This is a genomic window from Polyangium sp. 6x1 (assembly GCF_029946515.1).
Lineage (GTDB): Bacteria > Myxococcota_A > Polyangia > Polyangiales > Polyangiaceae > Polyangium.
Genome location: NZ_JARZHH010000001.1, coordinates 640,284 through 653,846, shown reverse-complemented (window position 1 = coordinate 653,846; position 13,563 = coordinate 640,284). Strand labels below are relative to the sequence as shown.

Genomic DNA, 13,563 nt, shown 5'->3' with positions numbered 1-13,563 from the left:
CCCCAACCCCCTCTCCGCGTGGCTGCGCGGCGGAGAGGGGGCGAAAGGCGCGGAACCGAGCCGGAAACTCCCTCCCTCTCCAGCGCGTGGAGAGGGAGGGTTGGGGTGGGTGAGGTCAGGACGGCGAGCTCGCGTCTGCCGGCGCCTCGGCCTCCTTCTTATTCTTCTCCCGCGCGGCTGCGGCCATCTGCCCTGTCGCGAAGTGGTAATCGAGGAGCGCCTCGAACGGCGCGGCCACCTCCGCGCCATGGTCGGTCCTGTCGGCCCGACGCCGCACCTGATGGGCCATTTCGCCGAGGCGATACGCAATCTCGTGCCCGCGCACGAGGCGTGTCTCGTGGAGCAGCTCCAGGAGCTTCTCGACCGCGGGCCGCACCTCGTCGATCCGCTGGTATGCAGCCCAGAGCGCTTCGAGGTCGTTGACCTCCGCCTCGCTCAGGCCAGCGCGTTGCCGTGCCGCTGGGGTCGCCAGGACCAGGGCCTCGATGGCCTCCGCGTGCCCGTCGCGGAGCTTGCTCAACCTGGCCACGTGGTCGGGCGTGATGTCCACGAGCTCGATATCGCCGAGGTCGAGGGTGCGGTCGCCGGCCTTGGGATGCTTGGGGTCGTTCATGATGAGGGTCTCCTCTTCCTTGCGGGAAGGGTGATGGTTGCTCGAATGAGCCCTCGACGTGGATTGCGTCGGGGTCGCGACCCTGATCAGCAAGATGAATGCCAGCGCTCGGGGAGGGTGAGAGCCGTCGGGGCGAGGGGCGTTTCCATCTCGCAGACGGGTGCGTCTTCGATGTCGAGGGTGAGGACCCGGACGGGCTCCGGTAGGCTCTGGGCGGGCGCGGGACGAGGCCATCTTCGCGAATGATTTCGAGCGTCTATCGGGTGAGGTCGACGTGGGGCCGAGGAGGGGTCCACGTGTCTCCGAGGGACGTCGTACCCACCTGCGGGAGGGTCGGTACCCTCGGGAGGAGGGTTGCGGCAGGGCGCGACCAGGGACCGGACATGTCCAGACAATTGTCCGAACTTGTCCAGAATTGTCCGGACATCTTGGGCTGACGGTCGCGACCCTCCCCGGGAGGGAAGCGACCCTCTTGGAGGAGGGTCGCGACGGGGGTGGGGGAGGGTTCAAGCGGTGGCCGTCGACGCACTGCTCGGGTCCAGGAGAGCGTCCGGTTGTTGCGCCCGGAGGATTGGACTCTCCTCCGACAACCACCGTTGGTCCAGGACGAACCGCAGGTTTGCCCGCGAACACAAAGGGTTCGTCCGCGGAGAGGGTTCGTCTTGACCGACCGACGATTTTGAGGGTAGGCTCGCTCTCATGAAGTTCCTACACCTCGCAAGCACGGTTCTTCTCGTGGTTTCCGTCTCGTCGTCGGCAGCTCGGGCCGATGAGCTCAGCGCCCCGGCTTCCAGCCCGAAGGCGCCCGATGCGCCCAAGGTCATCATCCCTTACACCTCGTATACGTCACCTCGATCCGTGGAGATGTTCTGGTCACGATGCCGGGAGAGCCTCATGAAGGCGCAGGCGCTCGAAAAGGCCGGCAAGACGCAGGAGGCACTCGATGAGTATGATCGCGCTGTCAACCTGCAAGGGCTGACCGATGTGGAGATCGAGCGGACACTTGCACAGGCGCGCGCTGGCAATTACCTGCCAGCGGCTCGCCAGCTCCAAGAGGTGCTCTCCAGTCAATACGCGTCGGGTCTCACGGTCCACTCGCGCGAGGATCTGACGAAGTACCTCAAGGCCATCAAGCAGTACATCGGAACGATCGAGATCCGGGTGAACGTGCCCGGCGTGCGCATCACCATCGACGGGGAGGATGTCAAGGATTGGCCCTACTTTTCCGAATTTTATGTCGAACCGGGAATGCACCACATCAAAGCGATGAGGAGCGGTTATTGGCTCAATCAGACGGACGTGGAGGTAGGCCGGGGAGAGAAAAAGGACCTTTCGATCGCGATGCAGGAGCGGGTCCATTCGCATTACGTCGCGTTTCCGGTAACCCCCATGAACGTTTCGATCAACGCGAATATATCGAGAGTGTCGCAGGACGATCCGCCCACGTGGCCCAGGAACCTCATGATCGGCAGCGGGGTGGGTCTTGGCTTGGGGCTCGGCGGTCTTGCGACCGGAGTCTTGATGGCCCAGAAGAGTCCAGAACAGGCAGGGACTTGGTACGGCGTGGCGGTGGGCGGCGGGATTCTCAGCGCGCTGTCCGTGAGTGGGCTCGTTATCGGGCTCGCGAACCGTCCAGAGCCGCCTCCTCCGAACGTCATCATCACGCCCCAGTTCGCAAAGGATGGGGGCGGCGTGCAGTTCACGGGCGCGATGCCGTGAATGCTGCGGGCGAAGCCGAGCAAGCCCTCCCCACGGCTCGCGCGAGCCTCCCGGCGGTCACCTTCCGGCCTCCGGAGGTTGGTTTCATCTCAAATAAGGTCGCCTACCGACCGTCCCCCGGCTCGGCCGAGCCGTCCGGTGGTCGCAGGACGACCGCCGCGGGCTCACGGGAGCCTCCGCGCGGTCGATTCACGGTGCGTCGCCGCCGGCTCCGCCGCCCTGTCTTGCTTTCCACTCCCTCTCCCTCTTCGACGGCATCCCTTGGGTCATCTCCGCGAGCGCGCGCATGCTTTCGCCAAGCGTTTCCCGTGCGGGCATCTCGACGGCGAAGTCCTCCGCCCCCGCCTCCGCGACGCTCCGCCACTTCTCGTCGACCGGCTGGCCCAGGTTCTCCGAAAGCTCGACGAGCCGGGGCAAGTAATAGGGAATGGCGGATGCGTATCTCGGATCCTGATGGCTGAACGCCTCCTCGTAAGCCGCCAGGGCTTCCTGATGCCTCCCGAGCGCTTGCAAGATGCTCGCTTTGACGCTCGCGTTGAACCATCGATCCGTGACGTTCGGAAAGCCGAGCTGCGCCCACGCTTCCCACGCCTTTTCGGCCTCCGCATATCGTTCCGCCTCGAACAGCACCATGGTTCGATCTCTGGCGACGCTTCGAGCCAGCCATTGATCGTGGTCGCGATGCCGGTTCGCCGCCAGGAATTCATCTATACAAGCGAGCACTTCATCGTATCGCTCCTGTCGTTCCAGCTCCAGCATGTCAAGAAATTGGTGTTGATATGCATCGTGCACTTCCAGTCGGTCGAGGCAGGTTGCACATACCCATTCGCCCAATTTCGGATGTACATACCTCTCCGTCGCCGGCTGCTTCTCGCAGGACCAACAGACGGGATGTTTTTCGTCGGGGGACTGCATGTCGCTTCACTCCTGCATCAGACTCAGTTCGGGCGGGGACACCTCTCGTCGGGCCAAACGCCGTTATGATTTTTGCACTCCATGAAACATCCCCGACAATCTTTCTTGTTTCCGTAGATCTTCCTGGTCTCCTCCGGTTGCCACACATTGTCGAGACACTCGTCCAACAGCGCCTGGCACCGCCTCTGCACCGCACGCCGTCGACCGGCTGCCTCGACCGCCTCCTCCGCGACATGCGCCGTGACGGCCACGACGATCGTCACCCCGGCGGCGATGAGCACGATCGGGACCAGGCTCACGGCGCCGCCGAGGACGAGGATGTTGCCCATCGGGGCGCGGGCGCGTGGTGACACCATCCCCTCGGAGACCGGCTCCGAGGACCGCAGCGGCGTGACGACCCCAGGCAACGACATGCCGCGGAGCGCATCCTCCATGCACGACACGATCTCCCGATCGCCGATCATCGACTCCCGGACCTTGGCCTTGTCGACCTGACCGTCCGCCTTTACGTCGACGTCGAACATGATCCTCCCCCGTTTCGGTGGACAAGTCGGACGATGCCGCGAGCGCGGCAACCCGTGCGCTCTGCTCGAACTGGGGGAGAGGGGCCGCCAGACCTGTCTCGTGGTGCGTCCGCCGATATGGGCGGCGCAGAATCGAGCATCGAATGCATCTCGCCGTTCACGTGGTGCGCGGAGTCTCCCATCCGAGCTTCTGTCTATGCAGAGCTGGAAGGTAAAGACACGAGGGCCGACAAGCTTGCAGCGAAGGAACCGAGGGGCTAAGCGAGCCGCCGATGCAGGTGTCGCTCCGCCCATCCAGAGCCTCCGCGCGCAGGTCGGTCCTCGCGCCTTGCGCATGGCTGCTCCTCGCCTGCAGCTCGCTCGCATGCAGTCGAGGCGCGCCGGCGCCCGCCCCGCCGCGCACGCTCGACGTCGCCGCCCCTCCGCCACCTGCGCCGACGGTGACCATTCCAACCTGGACCGATCCGATCACCGTCCCACGAGAAGCCACCTTTCGCGATCTCGTCGCGCGAGTCCGCGACGTTGCGCCGGCCAAGCGGGCCGGCGCCTGCCTCGTAGGAGAGGACGAGACCCGCGCGCTCGTGCTCGAGACGCTCAACCTCGAGGAGGGCGACCTCCCCGACCCTCCCGACGATCTCGATGCATGGGTCGACCGCAACGTCTACGTCGCTGGCGACATCGCATGGGGCACCCGACTCGTGCGTCCTCTCGTCACGGACGGCGGGAACTACCTCGATCTCGTTGCGCTCACGCCCGTCCCACGTCTCGTCTTCCGCGCGAGTACGATGGTCCTGGTCGTCACGGACCGTAGGGTCTACCTCGGCGCGAACGGTACCGTGGGGTTTCAGCATCTCGAGAAGTTCCCGCCCCGGCTCATGACCGCCGCTCTCGAGCAGGTGGCCGTGTGGATCGTCGCGGCCGAAGGCGCGGCGCCGCTCGCGCGCGTTCTGGAGACGCTCGACACGCTCCGCGAGGCAAAAGGCAGCGTCGTCCTCGCGACGCCGCTTCCGGTGGCAGCGGCGGGCCCGACCGCGTTGACGAGGCCTCACTGGCCCGTGCCGACCGAAGCGCCCGAGCGCTGCCGACGGGGTGTGTACGAGAGCACGGCGATCCAGCCCCGAGGGGCCTACAGCGACGAGAAGCAGGCAGGTGTCATGAAGGCGTTCGAGCGCGCAGCGGCCTCGTGCGGGGCGAAGCTTTCCGTAGGGACCGGCGGGACGCTCGACGTCATTGCTCTGATTCGCCCCGACGGGAACGTGGAGGACGCATGCATCGACAGCGACGACGCTCTCGATGGCACGCTTCGATCGTGTCTCGTCGACGCCGTACGGCACACCCGCTTCCCCCCAGCCGACAAGAGGTCCGGATGGGTGGCCTTTGGAACCCGCCCCTCCGTGGCGGGGCCCCCGATTCGCGGCATTTGCGACCCCCACGCGGCCGCCCCCGCGCCATCGACGTCTGCTCCCGCGAAGTGAGCGGCTCACGCGAGCGACGGGGGGAGGAGCGACGCTCGCGGGGCAGGGGATCGCGAGATCCCCGGGAACTTCCCGCCCCTGTCCGGCTACTCTCTCCGTCGGATGTCCCGCCGCGCCCTTTGCACCGTGATCCTCTCGGTCCTCGGGCACGGCCTTTTCCTCCATTTCGGCGCGCCGCGCGCGCGGGAGGTGCCTCGGACGATCGCATCGCCTGCGACCTCGCCCCTCGCCTCCGCCGCCGAGGCCCTCGCGCGCAGCGAGCGCACCCGCGAGGCCCGCCGGAAGCTCGTCGAGGCCGCGCGGATCGACCGCAGAAACGGCCGCCTCGCGCTCGGCCGGTTCCTCCTCGAAGCGAATCGCATCGACGCCGAGGAGGCCGGCGAGGAGCTCGACGTGGCCGAGGCCCTCACCCGGTACGAAGATCGCCTCGCCCGGCTGCGCGAGGCTCTCCGCGAGGGCGAACCTGTTTCGCTCGCCGTGCCCTGGGTCTTCGAGGACATCAAGTACTACGGGCAACCCGGCGGCCGCATGGCCGATGCGCTCCTCGACGGCGGTGGGTCTTGCGAGCAGGTCGCGCAGCTCGTCGTCGCGTCCGTGTTCGACGCGGGCAGACCCGCCGAGGTCGCCTTGCGTTTTTATGGAAAGCCCATGGCCGACGGCGTCACGCACCTCGCGCCCATTGCGATTCGTGGCAAAGAGGAGCACGACCTCATGGCCGGTACGCCCGCGGCCAAGGGCGGCAGCCGCCTCGCGCCCGACGAGCTCGTCGAGGTTTATGCCCGCGTGCACGGCCTCGCCCCGCCGATCGCCGCCGCCGCTTCCGGCGGGGGCGGGGACGCAGGCAAAGAGGCGGCGCCCGCTGATTCCGCCGAGCCCTCGAATGCCGCACCCTCGCGCTCCTCGCTCGCCGCTGGGTTTCCGCCGAATGCGGACGTCTACCCGGGCAGCCTCCCGCTGTATGCCGTGCGCGCCGTGAAACAACCGGGCGAGGTGGGCGACGTCCTCGAAGATCCGAGCTTCGCCGCCGAGGGCGCGCGCAATTGCGCCTATTTCCTCCGCATGGCATCGCTCAGCCCGCCGACGATCGACGTCGAGCAGGGCGTCGCGCTCGAACCGTTTCCCACGCCCCGACCGCAGCGCCTCGAACGCGAGGCATTGCTGCTCCGCGTGGCGCAGGACCTCGCGAACAGCCGCCAGGCCGACGAGGCGGATCGACTCATGAGCCTGGCTTGCCTCACCGCGCTCGGCGAGGTCGCGGGCACCGATTTCACGCTCGCGGGCGAGCGGCGCCTCGCGCACTCCGCCGTGGCCACGAGCAAACAGGCCCGGGAGGCGGGCGAAAAAGCGCTCGCCGCGATACGGTGGTCGAGCGAGGACGGCGCGCGGATCGCCAAGCGCATCGAGGTCGAGTATGCGGGGCGGAGCTGGGTGCTCCTTTTTTTGAAGGGCGGGGGCGACGTGGTCCTCGACCTCACGCTGCGCGCGCCGCGGGAGAGCTGGGGGCGGGTGAATGCGCTCGGAGCGCTCGTGCTTTTTCCCGACACACGCGCTCGCGCCATCGAGGCGACGGCGACGCTCTCGCCACGCGACCAGGTCGACGTGATGCACGAGGTCTTCCACGCGCACGACCACCTCCGGCCCTGGGCCACGAATTTCGACCTCGAACCCCCGCCGAACGCGTCTCCTTCCGTGCTGCGGTTCGTCCGGGCTTATCGCGTGTTTCGCGGTGTTGCCTTTCGCTTATGGGAAGGGCAACGCGAGGCCGGCGAGACGCTCGCCGCATTACGCAAGGAGGCGCGCGCGGCGGGGCTCGATGCGACGTGGGAGGCGGCGATGATCGATTACCACGCGCGCAACGTGCTCGGCCTCTACGCGCAGCGGCCCGCGGGCTTCGAGGTCGTGGCGGCGCTCGTCGAGGCGACGCGTGGGAACCCGGATCCGTCGCTGGATCCGCTCCGCAAGCAGCTCGCGTACATCGAGGCCGAGGGGCGGCTCGACGCGCGCACGCTGGCGGATGCGTTTCGGATGCGGTGACCACGCGGCACACGAGATAGGTCGCGCCCGCGACGAACCTTTCCGCGAGCCGCTCGCTCGTTCCATCTCGCCACGGGGAACAAAGGTGGTACGATCCACCCCATGGTCCCCATGCGAGCCCATCGACAACGCGTCCAGGTGTCTGGAGATCATCGCGTCACGGTAGATTTGCCGGAGGACTTCCCGGAGGGGCCGGCCGAGGTCGTCATCCACGTCTACGCGCTCGAGACCACCACCTCTGCAAAGGAGACGTCCGTCCACGACGAGTTTGCTCGCCTCTTCGCTCCGGACCCTCTGCTTAGCCGCGTCGTGTTCCACGAGGACGCTGCGGCGCCGCTTTCTCCAGAGGACTGGCCCGAGGAGAGCGCGTGAAGCTGCTGCTCGACACGTGCGCGCTGCTCTGGCTGGCCGTCGAGCCGGAGCGATTCTCGCGCGACGTGCGCGACGCCCTCGTGGCATGCCGGGGCGAACTGCATGTCTCCGCGATATCGGCGCTGGAGATCGCCATCAAAGTGGCGAAGCGGCGCCTCGAGCTGCCGCTGCCGCCGGAGGCATGGTTTCCGCGGGTTGTCGATCGATATCGGCTGCGTGAGGTTCCTGTGGACTCCGCTATCGCTGCGCGTTCGGCTAGGGTCGGGCTCGATCATGCCGACCCTGCGGACCGGATCGTGGTCACGACAGCGATTCTGCTGGATATGACGGTCTTGACGTCGGATCAGCGGATCCGTTCATTCCAAGCTGTACGCTCGCTCTGGTGACACCGCATCAAAGCGAAATCCCCGCCGCCGCCAGCAAATCCTCCCGCCCGAGCGCCCCCGCCTCGTCGATCGGATAATTGTCCTTCTCCACCCCGAGCGCTCGCACGGCCGTCACGTCCGCGCTCCCTTTCACCGTGTACCGCAACGTCGGCGTCCTCCGCGCCTCGTCGATCACGCCGGGCACCAGCGTGAACGGGATCGCCACCGGCACGCGCACGACCGTCGATTGGCCCGCGGCGAGCCACTGGTTCGGGCTGTAATCGATCGTCGGAAGCGCGTACTTTTCCGCGAACGTCACCGTCACCCGCACATTGCGGATCTCGATGTCGAACGAGTTCGGGTTGTCGACGGTCAGGTACACGTCGAGCCCGACTCCCCGCAGCGACGCGGAGCGCAGCTCGGCGTGATGCAGCCGCAACGTGGGTTTCTCCGCGGCGCAACCCGCGGCGCCGAGGGCGAGGGCCGTGACGAGGAGCAGGGGAGGGAGGAGCTTCGTCATCGCTGGCCGGGACGAGGATAGATCAGGTTCACGGATCCAGGCGGAAAAAAGCACCCTCGCTCGCCGCTCGCGCCACGTCGCCCCAGGTCGCGTGGTTCGAGAGAGGCGCGCCGTTCGGGGCCATCCGCAGCTTGCTCCAGCAGCAGCGACGCTCGAGCGTCACCTCGCCGATTGTCGCCGTGGAGACGCTTCGCTCGGGGTGCGCACCGAGGATCGCCACGGTCCCGCGGTACTTGTTTTGCACTGCCGCGAGGATGGGCAAGACGGACGACATCGGCAAATCCGCGGGGGCTGCGATCACGACGAGCGGATCCACGAGCTCCTTTTGCTGAACGATCCGGTACAGCTCGCGCTTGTTCTCCAGGAGCCGAAGGAGCTCCGCGATATCCGCCACGTGCACGCCGTCGATCCGGATTCCCCCTGCATCGATCGCCACCTCGGGGGCTCCATCGCTCCCGTCACACGCGCCGGCGAGGGGAAGCGACGTGGCCGGAGGGCCGGACCATTGGAAGCAATATCCCTCGTGACCCGAGGGAAGCGGCAGCGGATGGCGCGCGTCGTGGGCCATTCCGCGCGCGCCGATCCATCCAGCGAGCCCGAATGCGAAGAGCGCGGCGCCGAGCCACAGCGTCCCTTCCGGGTCCCGCGCGGCCGGCTCCTTTGCGTTGCGCTTCGAGACGGCAACGAGGAGCCCGCTGCCCAGCGTCGCCAGCACCAGGATCACCACGCGGGCGATCGACGACACGCCTCGTCCCTCCTGCTGCAAATCGAGGATGCATTGGTTGCGATCCTCGATCGCGCCGCAGAAGAGCCCGAGGGGCACGTTCGTCGTGTGGAAATGGGAATAGATGCCCGCGCCCGTCGCGACGCCGAGCGCGCAGACGAGGGCCGCCGCGACCACGAAGGGCCGCCGCGTGCCGGCGCGCCGCGCGAGCAGGGCGAACGCCCCGCCCGAGAACCCGGCCATAGGGACGAGCGCGAGGCCGAGGACGAGCCACGCCGCGTGGATCTCCCCGAAAGCGCGTCCCCAGGCCAATCCCACCTTTTCGTGCGACCGCGTGGGATCGAGGATCGCGGCGTGCGCATGCGCGAGGACGCACGCCACAGCAATGGCGCCGAGCGCGAACGTCCCGAAGGTGAGGGCCATGAGCACCCTCGTGGTTTTCGTGGCGCCGCTCCGCCGCGCGAAGAGCGCCGCGACGGCGAGCGCGAGCGAGGCGAGCACCGAGGCACACAGCGCCACGAGCGCGACCGGGCCGAAGGGCCCTGCCTCGAAGAGGAACTCCAGATCCCAGGGCGAGAGGTGCATCAACGCCACCCGAAGGAGGCCCAGAGCGCCTCGTAATCGGCGGCGTCGAGCACGGCGAGGCACGCGAGGGCCACGCCCCAGAGGGCGAGGAGAGCGGGAGCGAGGTCGCGTTTCATGGGCAGGATGGACCCGGGGCGCCGGGGTGGATTGGGCCGGCGCTCGTCCTCATTTCAAAATCACGGATCCAGGCGGAAAGAAACACCCTCGCTCGACGCGCGCGCCACGTCGCCCCAGGTCGCGTGGTTCGAAAGAGGCGCGCCGTCCGGGGCGATGCGGAGCCGGTTCATGCAGCAGCGCTGGTGCAGGCGGAGCTCGCCGAGCGTCGCGGTGGAGACGCTTCGCTCGGGTTTTCCGCGGAGAATCGCGATGCTCCTCCGGGAGTCGTTTTTCACGGCCGAGAGGATCGGCAACATCGTCGCCATGGGCGTGGCCGCAGGAGCCACGACCACGACGACCGGATCCTTGAGGTTCTGGTTCTCGAGCTTCACTTGCAGGCGCGTCCCGAGCTGCCGGACGTCGAGGCGCTCCCAGCCGAGGTGGAGCCCCTCTTCATTGAGGATCACCTCCAGCGCGTCGGGGCCGGGTTCACAGGGGCCTGCGGGGGGACGCGAGGAGGCCGGAGGGTAGATGCTCAGACCACAATGGCTCTCAGGGGCCTCCGGCAGCGGCAGCGTATGGCGCGCGTCGTACGCCATGCCGCGCGCTCCGAACCACGCCGCGAGCCCGAACGCGAAGACCGCGGCGCCGAGCGCGGCCGGAGCTTCCCGATCCTGAGCAGGCTCCTCCGCACGTCGTCTCGAAAGCACGAACACCAGACCGCTGGCCAGCACGGAGAGAGCGACGATTCCCACGCGGACGCGCGATGACGCGTGCACTCCGTACTGCAGCATGGTTTGGACGCACTGGGACTTCTCCTCGACCGAATACGCGTGGTGGCCGCAGTCACCCACCCAGATAGCGTCCGTCTCGAAGCGGTAGAGAATGCCTGCGCCCGTCAGCGCGCCGAGCAGGCAGGCGAGGGCCGCGGTGATCACGAGAGGCCGCCGCGCGCCCGCGCGTCGCGCGAGGAGGGCCAGGGCGGTACCCGAGAGCGTGGCGACGAGCACGACTGCGAGGGCGAGGCTTTGCCACGTCCGGCGCGACTCCATGATGACCCGTCCCCACGCCCAGGTCACCTTGTAAAACGCGTCGACGGGCATGGGCTGGAGCATCTCGACGCGTGCATTCGCGATGACACGCGAAGCGGCGAACACGCCCAGCGCGAACGTCACGGCGACGAGGGCCCCGATCGCGCGCGTGGCCTTCGTGGCTCCGCTCCGCGGCGTGAACAGCGCAGCGACGACGAGCGCGAGCGCGGCGGCCGTCGAGACGGAGAAGGCGACGAGCGCAACCGGCCCGAAGGGCCTGCATTCGAGCAGGTTGTAGATCAAGGAATCGATCATCGCCACTGAATGCTGACCCAGAAAGCCTCGTAATCCGCGGCGTCGAGCGCCGCGAGGCACGCAAGGGTCACGCCCCAGAGGGCGAGGAGAGCGGCAGCGAGGTCGCGTTTCATCATGCCTGGGACCCGGGGCGCCGGGGTGGATTGGGCCGGCCCCTCGCGGTCAGGGTAGCCGATGTCCGGGATCGTGTCCGGGCGCTTCGGCAGGGGTCTCCGTCAAACTGCGCAAAAAAGAGAACAGGAGACAGCCATGACTTCCCCCAGCCATTACCTCGTCGTCGACCTCGAAGCGACGTGCTCCGAGGACGGATCGATCCCGCGCGAGGAGACCGAGATCATCGAGATCGGCGCCGTGCTCGTCGAGGCAGCGACGCTGAAGACCGTGCGCGAGATGCAAACGTTCGTGCGCCCGATTCGTCATCCGCGCCTCACGCCATTCTGCACCAAGCTCACGACCATCACGCAGGCCGACGTCGACGCCGCGCCACGGTTCCCCGCGGCCATGGGAAAACTTCGCGATTTTCTCGGTCGCGACGCCGCGCTCTTCTGCTCGTGGGGCAACTACGATCGCAATCAGCTCGAGCGCGACGCGCGTCGCCACGGCATTCGCCTCCCGCTCGGCAAGGACCACTGGAACCTCAAGGCCGCCTTCGCGCGGAGGCACAACGAAGGCCGCGAGATCGGCGTCGGACAGGCGCTCCGCAGGCTCGGCCTCTCGTTTCAGGGCACGCACCACCGCGGCATCGACGACGCGCGAAACATCGCGCGGATCCTGCCGCACGTGCTCGACCGCGCGAGAGAAGGCGCTTGACGCGCGCCGCGGCATGGCGTCCTCTTTGGCGCTGCGCGCGGCATGAAACCCATCGACGTCGGCATCATCGGCTGCGGCACCGCGGGGAGCGCCGCAGCCCTTTTTCTCTCGCGGGCGGGGCACCGGGTCACGGTCTACGAGCGCGTGGCGAATCCGGGCCCCGTCGGCGCGGGCGTCATGCTCCAGCCCACGGGGCAAGCCGTCCTCGGCGCGCTCGGCCTGCGTGAAGCCGTGCTCGCCCGCTGCACGCCCATCACCCGCATGATCTGCCGCACGGCGGGCGGAAAACAGCTCTTCGACCTCCATTATGGCGACATCCCCGGCGATCACGTCGGGTATGGCCTCCACCGCGGCGTGCTCTTCGAGCACCTCGTTCGCGCCGTTCGCGCGGCGAACGTCGACCTGCGCCTCGGCGTGACCGTCGAGAACCTGGAGAATGCCGGCATGGGGCGCGGGTTGTATTTCCTCACGCCCGAGGGCGAGCGCCTCGGGCCGCACGCAGCGTGCATCGTCGCCGACGGCGCGCGCTCGCAGCTCCGCGACGACACCTCGATCCGCAAGCACATTCGCCCCTATCCGTGGGGCGCGTTGTGGTTTGTCGGGGAGGACCCGGGCGGCGCGTTCCGGGGCGAGCTCGCGCAGGTCGTGCGCGGGACCGAGCGCATGGTGGGCCTCTTGCCGACGGGCTTCGGGCCCGGAGAAGGGCCGGCCACGGACAAGATAAGCCTTTTTTATAGCCTCCCGGCCGCGAGCCTCGATGCCTGGCGCGAAGCTGGGCTCGACGCGTGGAAAAGCGAGGTGCGCGCGCTCGCGCCGTCGGCTGCGCCGGTGCTCGATCAGATCGACTCCGCCGACGAGGTCCTCTTCGCGCGGTATCACGACGTCTCGATGTATCCGTGGAACGACGGCCGCGTCGTCTATCTCGGGGACGCGGCGCATGCGATGAGCCCGCAGCTCGGCCAGGGGGCGAACCTCGCGCTCTGGGACGCGATGGTCCTCGCGGAGGCGCTCGCGGCGCACGAATCCTTGCCCATCGCGCTCGACGCGTATTCGCGCGCCCGCCGCTCCCACCTCGATTATTACCAGTTCGTCACGCGCTGGCTCACCCCGTTCTTCCAGAGCGACCTCGCGCCGCTCGGCTGGCTGCGCGACCTCGGTTTTCCCATCGCGACGGCCTTGCCGTTCCTCCGCCGCCTGATGGTGCGCAGCATGTGCGGGATCGCGCATGGAATCGGGATCGACGCGCCGCTCGCATTGCCGGCACCCGATCCCGTCCCTCGGCTCGGCCCCGTGGCCTGACGATCACTTTGGCGGCTCGATCACCGCCACCGTCCACTGCGGGCTCACGTATTGCGCCGTGAGGCTGAAGAAAAGGTGCCGTTGGCGAGGTCGCATGTTGCGAGGATCCACGAGATCAGAGGGGCGGGCGGGGGCTCGTCGCAACATTCTTGGCCCTTCCGCGGCG

At 67.9% G+C, this 13,563-nt stretch carries 13 protein-coding genes; 7 read left to right on the top strand and 6 right to left on the bottom strand.

Going from position 1 to position 13,563, the window contains the following annotated elements; translation table 11 throughout:
• Positions 1-115 precede the first annotated feature (115 nt).
• Positions 116-613 (bottom strand): hypothetical protein, encoded by a 498-nt coding sequence (locus QHF85_RS02655; RefSeq protein ID WP_281325428.1) that lies wholly within the window; start codon positions 611-613, stop codon positions 116-118.
• Between the two features lie 699 nt (positions 614-1,312).
• On the opposite strand from QHF85_RS02655, the gene QHF85_RS02650 reads away from it, so the two are divergent.
• Positions 1,313-2,332 (top strand): hypothetical protein, encoded by a 1,020-nt coding sequence (locus QHF85_RS02650; RefSeq protein WP_281325427.1) that lies wholly within the window; start codon positions 1,313-1,315, stop codon positions 2,330-2,332.
• 189 nt (positions 2,333-2,521) lie between these two features.
• Here the strand turns inward: QHF85_RS02650 and QHF85_RS02645 are convergent, their stop codons facing one another.
• Complete coding sequence (locus QHF85_RS02645) at positions 2,522-3,247, bottom strand: hypothetical protein (RefSeq protein WP_281325426.1); 726 nt, start codon at positions 3,245-3,247, stop codon at positions 2,522-2,524.
• A gap of 23 nt (positions 3,248-3,270) precedes the next feature.
• Positions 3,271-3,771 carry a hypothetical protein gene (locus QHF85_RS02640; protein WP_281325425.1) on the bottom strand — a complete coding sequence of 167 codons (501 nt, stop codon included), beginning with the start codon at positions 3,769-3,771 and terminating at the stop codon, positions 3,271-3,273.
• A gap of 272 nt (positions 3,772-4,043) precedes the next feature.
• Here QHF85_RS02640 and QHF85_RS02635 point away from each other — a divergent pair, with 272 nt between their 5' ends.
• The 4 genes from QHF85_RS02635 (at position 4,044) to QHF85_RS02620 (ending at position 8,038) form a co-directional block, all read left to right on the top strand.
• Positions 4,044-5,246: a hypothetical protein gene (locus QHF85_RS02635; protein ID WP_281325424.1), complete on the top strand. Its 1,203-nt coding sequence runs from the start codon at positions 4,044-4,046 to the stop codon at positions 5,244-5,246.
• 102 nt (positions 5,247-5,348) lie between these two features.
• Positions 5,349-7,280, top strand: a complete 1,932-nt coding sequence (locus QHF85_RS02630) for a hypothetical protein (RefSeq protein ID WP_281325423.1) — start codon at positions 5,349-5,351, stop codon at positions 7,278-7,280.
• A 102-nt stretch (positions 7,281-7,382) separates the two neighbouring features.
• Entirely contained in the window at positions 7,383-7,652 is a 270-nt protein-coding gene (locus QHF85_RS02625; protein WP_281325422.1) for a hypothetical protein, read from the top strand.
• Complete coding sequence (locus QHF85_RS02620) at positions 7,649-8,038, top strand: type II toxin-antitoxin system VapC family toxin (protein ID WP_281325421.1); 390 nt, start codon at positions 7,649-7,651, stop codon at positions 8,036-8,038. Before QHF85_RS02625 ends, QHF85_RS02620 begins: the two co-directional genes overlap by 4 nt.
• 7 nt (positions 8,039-8,045) lie before the next feature.
• Here QHF85_RS02620 and QHF85_RS02615 read toward each other — a convergent pair whose 3' ends face one another.
• The 3 genes from QHF85_RS02615 to QHF85_RS02605 all read right to left on the bottom strand — a co-directional run bounded on the left by QHF85_RS02615 (position 8,046) and on the right by QHF85_RS02605 (position 11,288).
• The gene (locus QHF85_RS02615) at positions 8,046-8,537 is read right to left on the bottom strand and encodes an LEA type 2 family protein (protein WP_281325420.1); all 492 of its coding nucleotides are present in this window, start codon (positions 8,535-8,537) and stop codon (positions 8,046-8,048) included.
• 28 nt (positions 8,538-8,565) lie between these two features.
• Positions 8,566-9,846 carry a hypothetical protein gene (locus QHF85_RS02610; RefSeq protein WP_281325419.1) on the bottom strand — a complete coding sequence of 427 codons (1,281 nt, stop codon included), beginning with the start codon at positions 9,844-9,846 and terminating at the stop codon, positions 8,566-8,568.
• A gap of 176 nt (positions 9,847-10,022) precedes the next feature.
• A complete protein-coding gene (locus tag QHF85_RS02605; protein WP_281325418.1) occupies positions 10,023-11,288 on the bottom strand; it encodes a hypothetical protein in 1,266 nt (421 codons plus the stop codon).
• Positions 11,289-11,537: 249 nt separating this feature from the next.
• Between QHF85_RS02605 and QHF85_RS02600 the strand changes: the two genes are divergently transcribed.
• Positions 11,538-12,098, top strand: coding sequence for a 3'-5' exonuclease (locus tag QHF85_RS02600; protein ID WP_281325417.1), 561 nt, complete (start codon positions 11,538-11,540; stop codon positions 12,096-12,098).
• A 42-nt stretch (positions 12,099-12,140) separates the two neighbouring features.
• Positions 12,141-13,397, top strand: a complete 1,257-nt coding sequence (locus tag QHF85_RS02595) for an NAD(P)/FAD-dependent oxidoreductase (RefSeq protein WP_281325416.1) — start codon at positions 12,141-12,143, stop codon at positions 13,395-13,397.
• The last annotated feature ends 166 nt before the right edge of the window (positions 13,398-13,563 follow it).

Bases quoted from the DNA above. Each gene is read 5' to 3' on its own strand.
- QHF85_RS02635 (WP_281325424.1), top strand. From the start codon at position 4,044: ATGCAGGTGTCGCTCCGCCCATCCAGAGCCTCCGCGCGCAGGTCGGTC.
- QHF85_RS02630 (WP_281325423.1), top strand. From the start codon at position 5,349: ATGTCCCGCCGCGCCCTTTGCACCGTGATCCTCTCGGTCCTCGGGCAC.
- QHF85_RS02610 (WP_281325419.1), bottom strand. From the start codon at position 9,846: ATGCACCTCTCGCCCTGGGATCTGGAGTTCCTCTTCGAGGCAGGGCCC.
- QHF85_RS02605 (WP_281325418.1), bottom strand. From the start codon at position 11,288: ATGATCGATTCCTTGATCTACAACCTGCTCGAATGCAGGCCCTTCGGG.
- QHF85_RS02600 (WP_281325417.1), top strand. From the start codon at position 11,538: ATGACTTCCCCCAGCCATTACCTCGTCGTCGACCTCGAAGCGACGTGC.
- QHF85_RS02650 (WP_281325427.1), top strand. From the start codon at position 1,313: ATGAAGTTCCTACACCTCGCAAGCACGGTTCTTCTCGTGGTTTCCGTC.
- QHF85_RS02615 (WP_281325420.1), bottom strand. From the start codon at position 8,537: ATGACGAAGCTCCTCCCTCCCCTGCTCCTCGTCACGGCCCTCGCCCTC.
- QHF85_RS02625 (WP_281325422.1), top strand. From the start codon at position 7,383: ATGGTCCCCATGCGAGCCCATCGACAACGCGTCCAGGTGTCTGGAGAT.
- QHF85_RS02595 (WP_281325416.1), top strand. From the start codon at position 12,141: ATGAAACCCATCGACGTCGGCATCATCGGCTGCGGCACCGCGGGGAGC.
- QHF85_RS02645 (WP_281325426.1), bottom strand. From the start codon at position 3,247: ATGCAGTCCCCCGACGAAAAACATCCCGTCTGTTGGTCCTGCGAGAAG.
- QHF85_RS02640 (WP_281325425.1), bottom strand. From the start codon at position 3,771: ATGTTCGACGTCGACGTAAAGGCGGACGGTCAGGTCGACAAGGCCAAG.
- QHF85_RS02655 (WP_281325428.1), bottom strand. From the start codon at position 613: ATGAACGACCCCAAGCATCCCAAGGCCGGCGACCGCACCCTCGACCTC.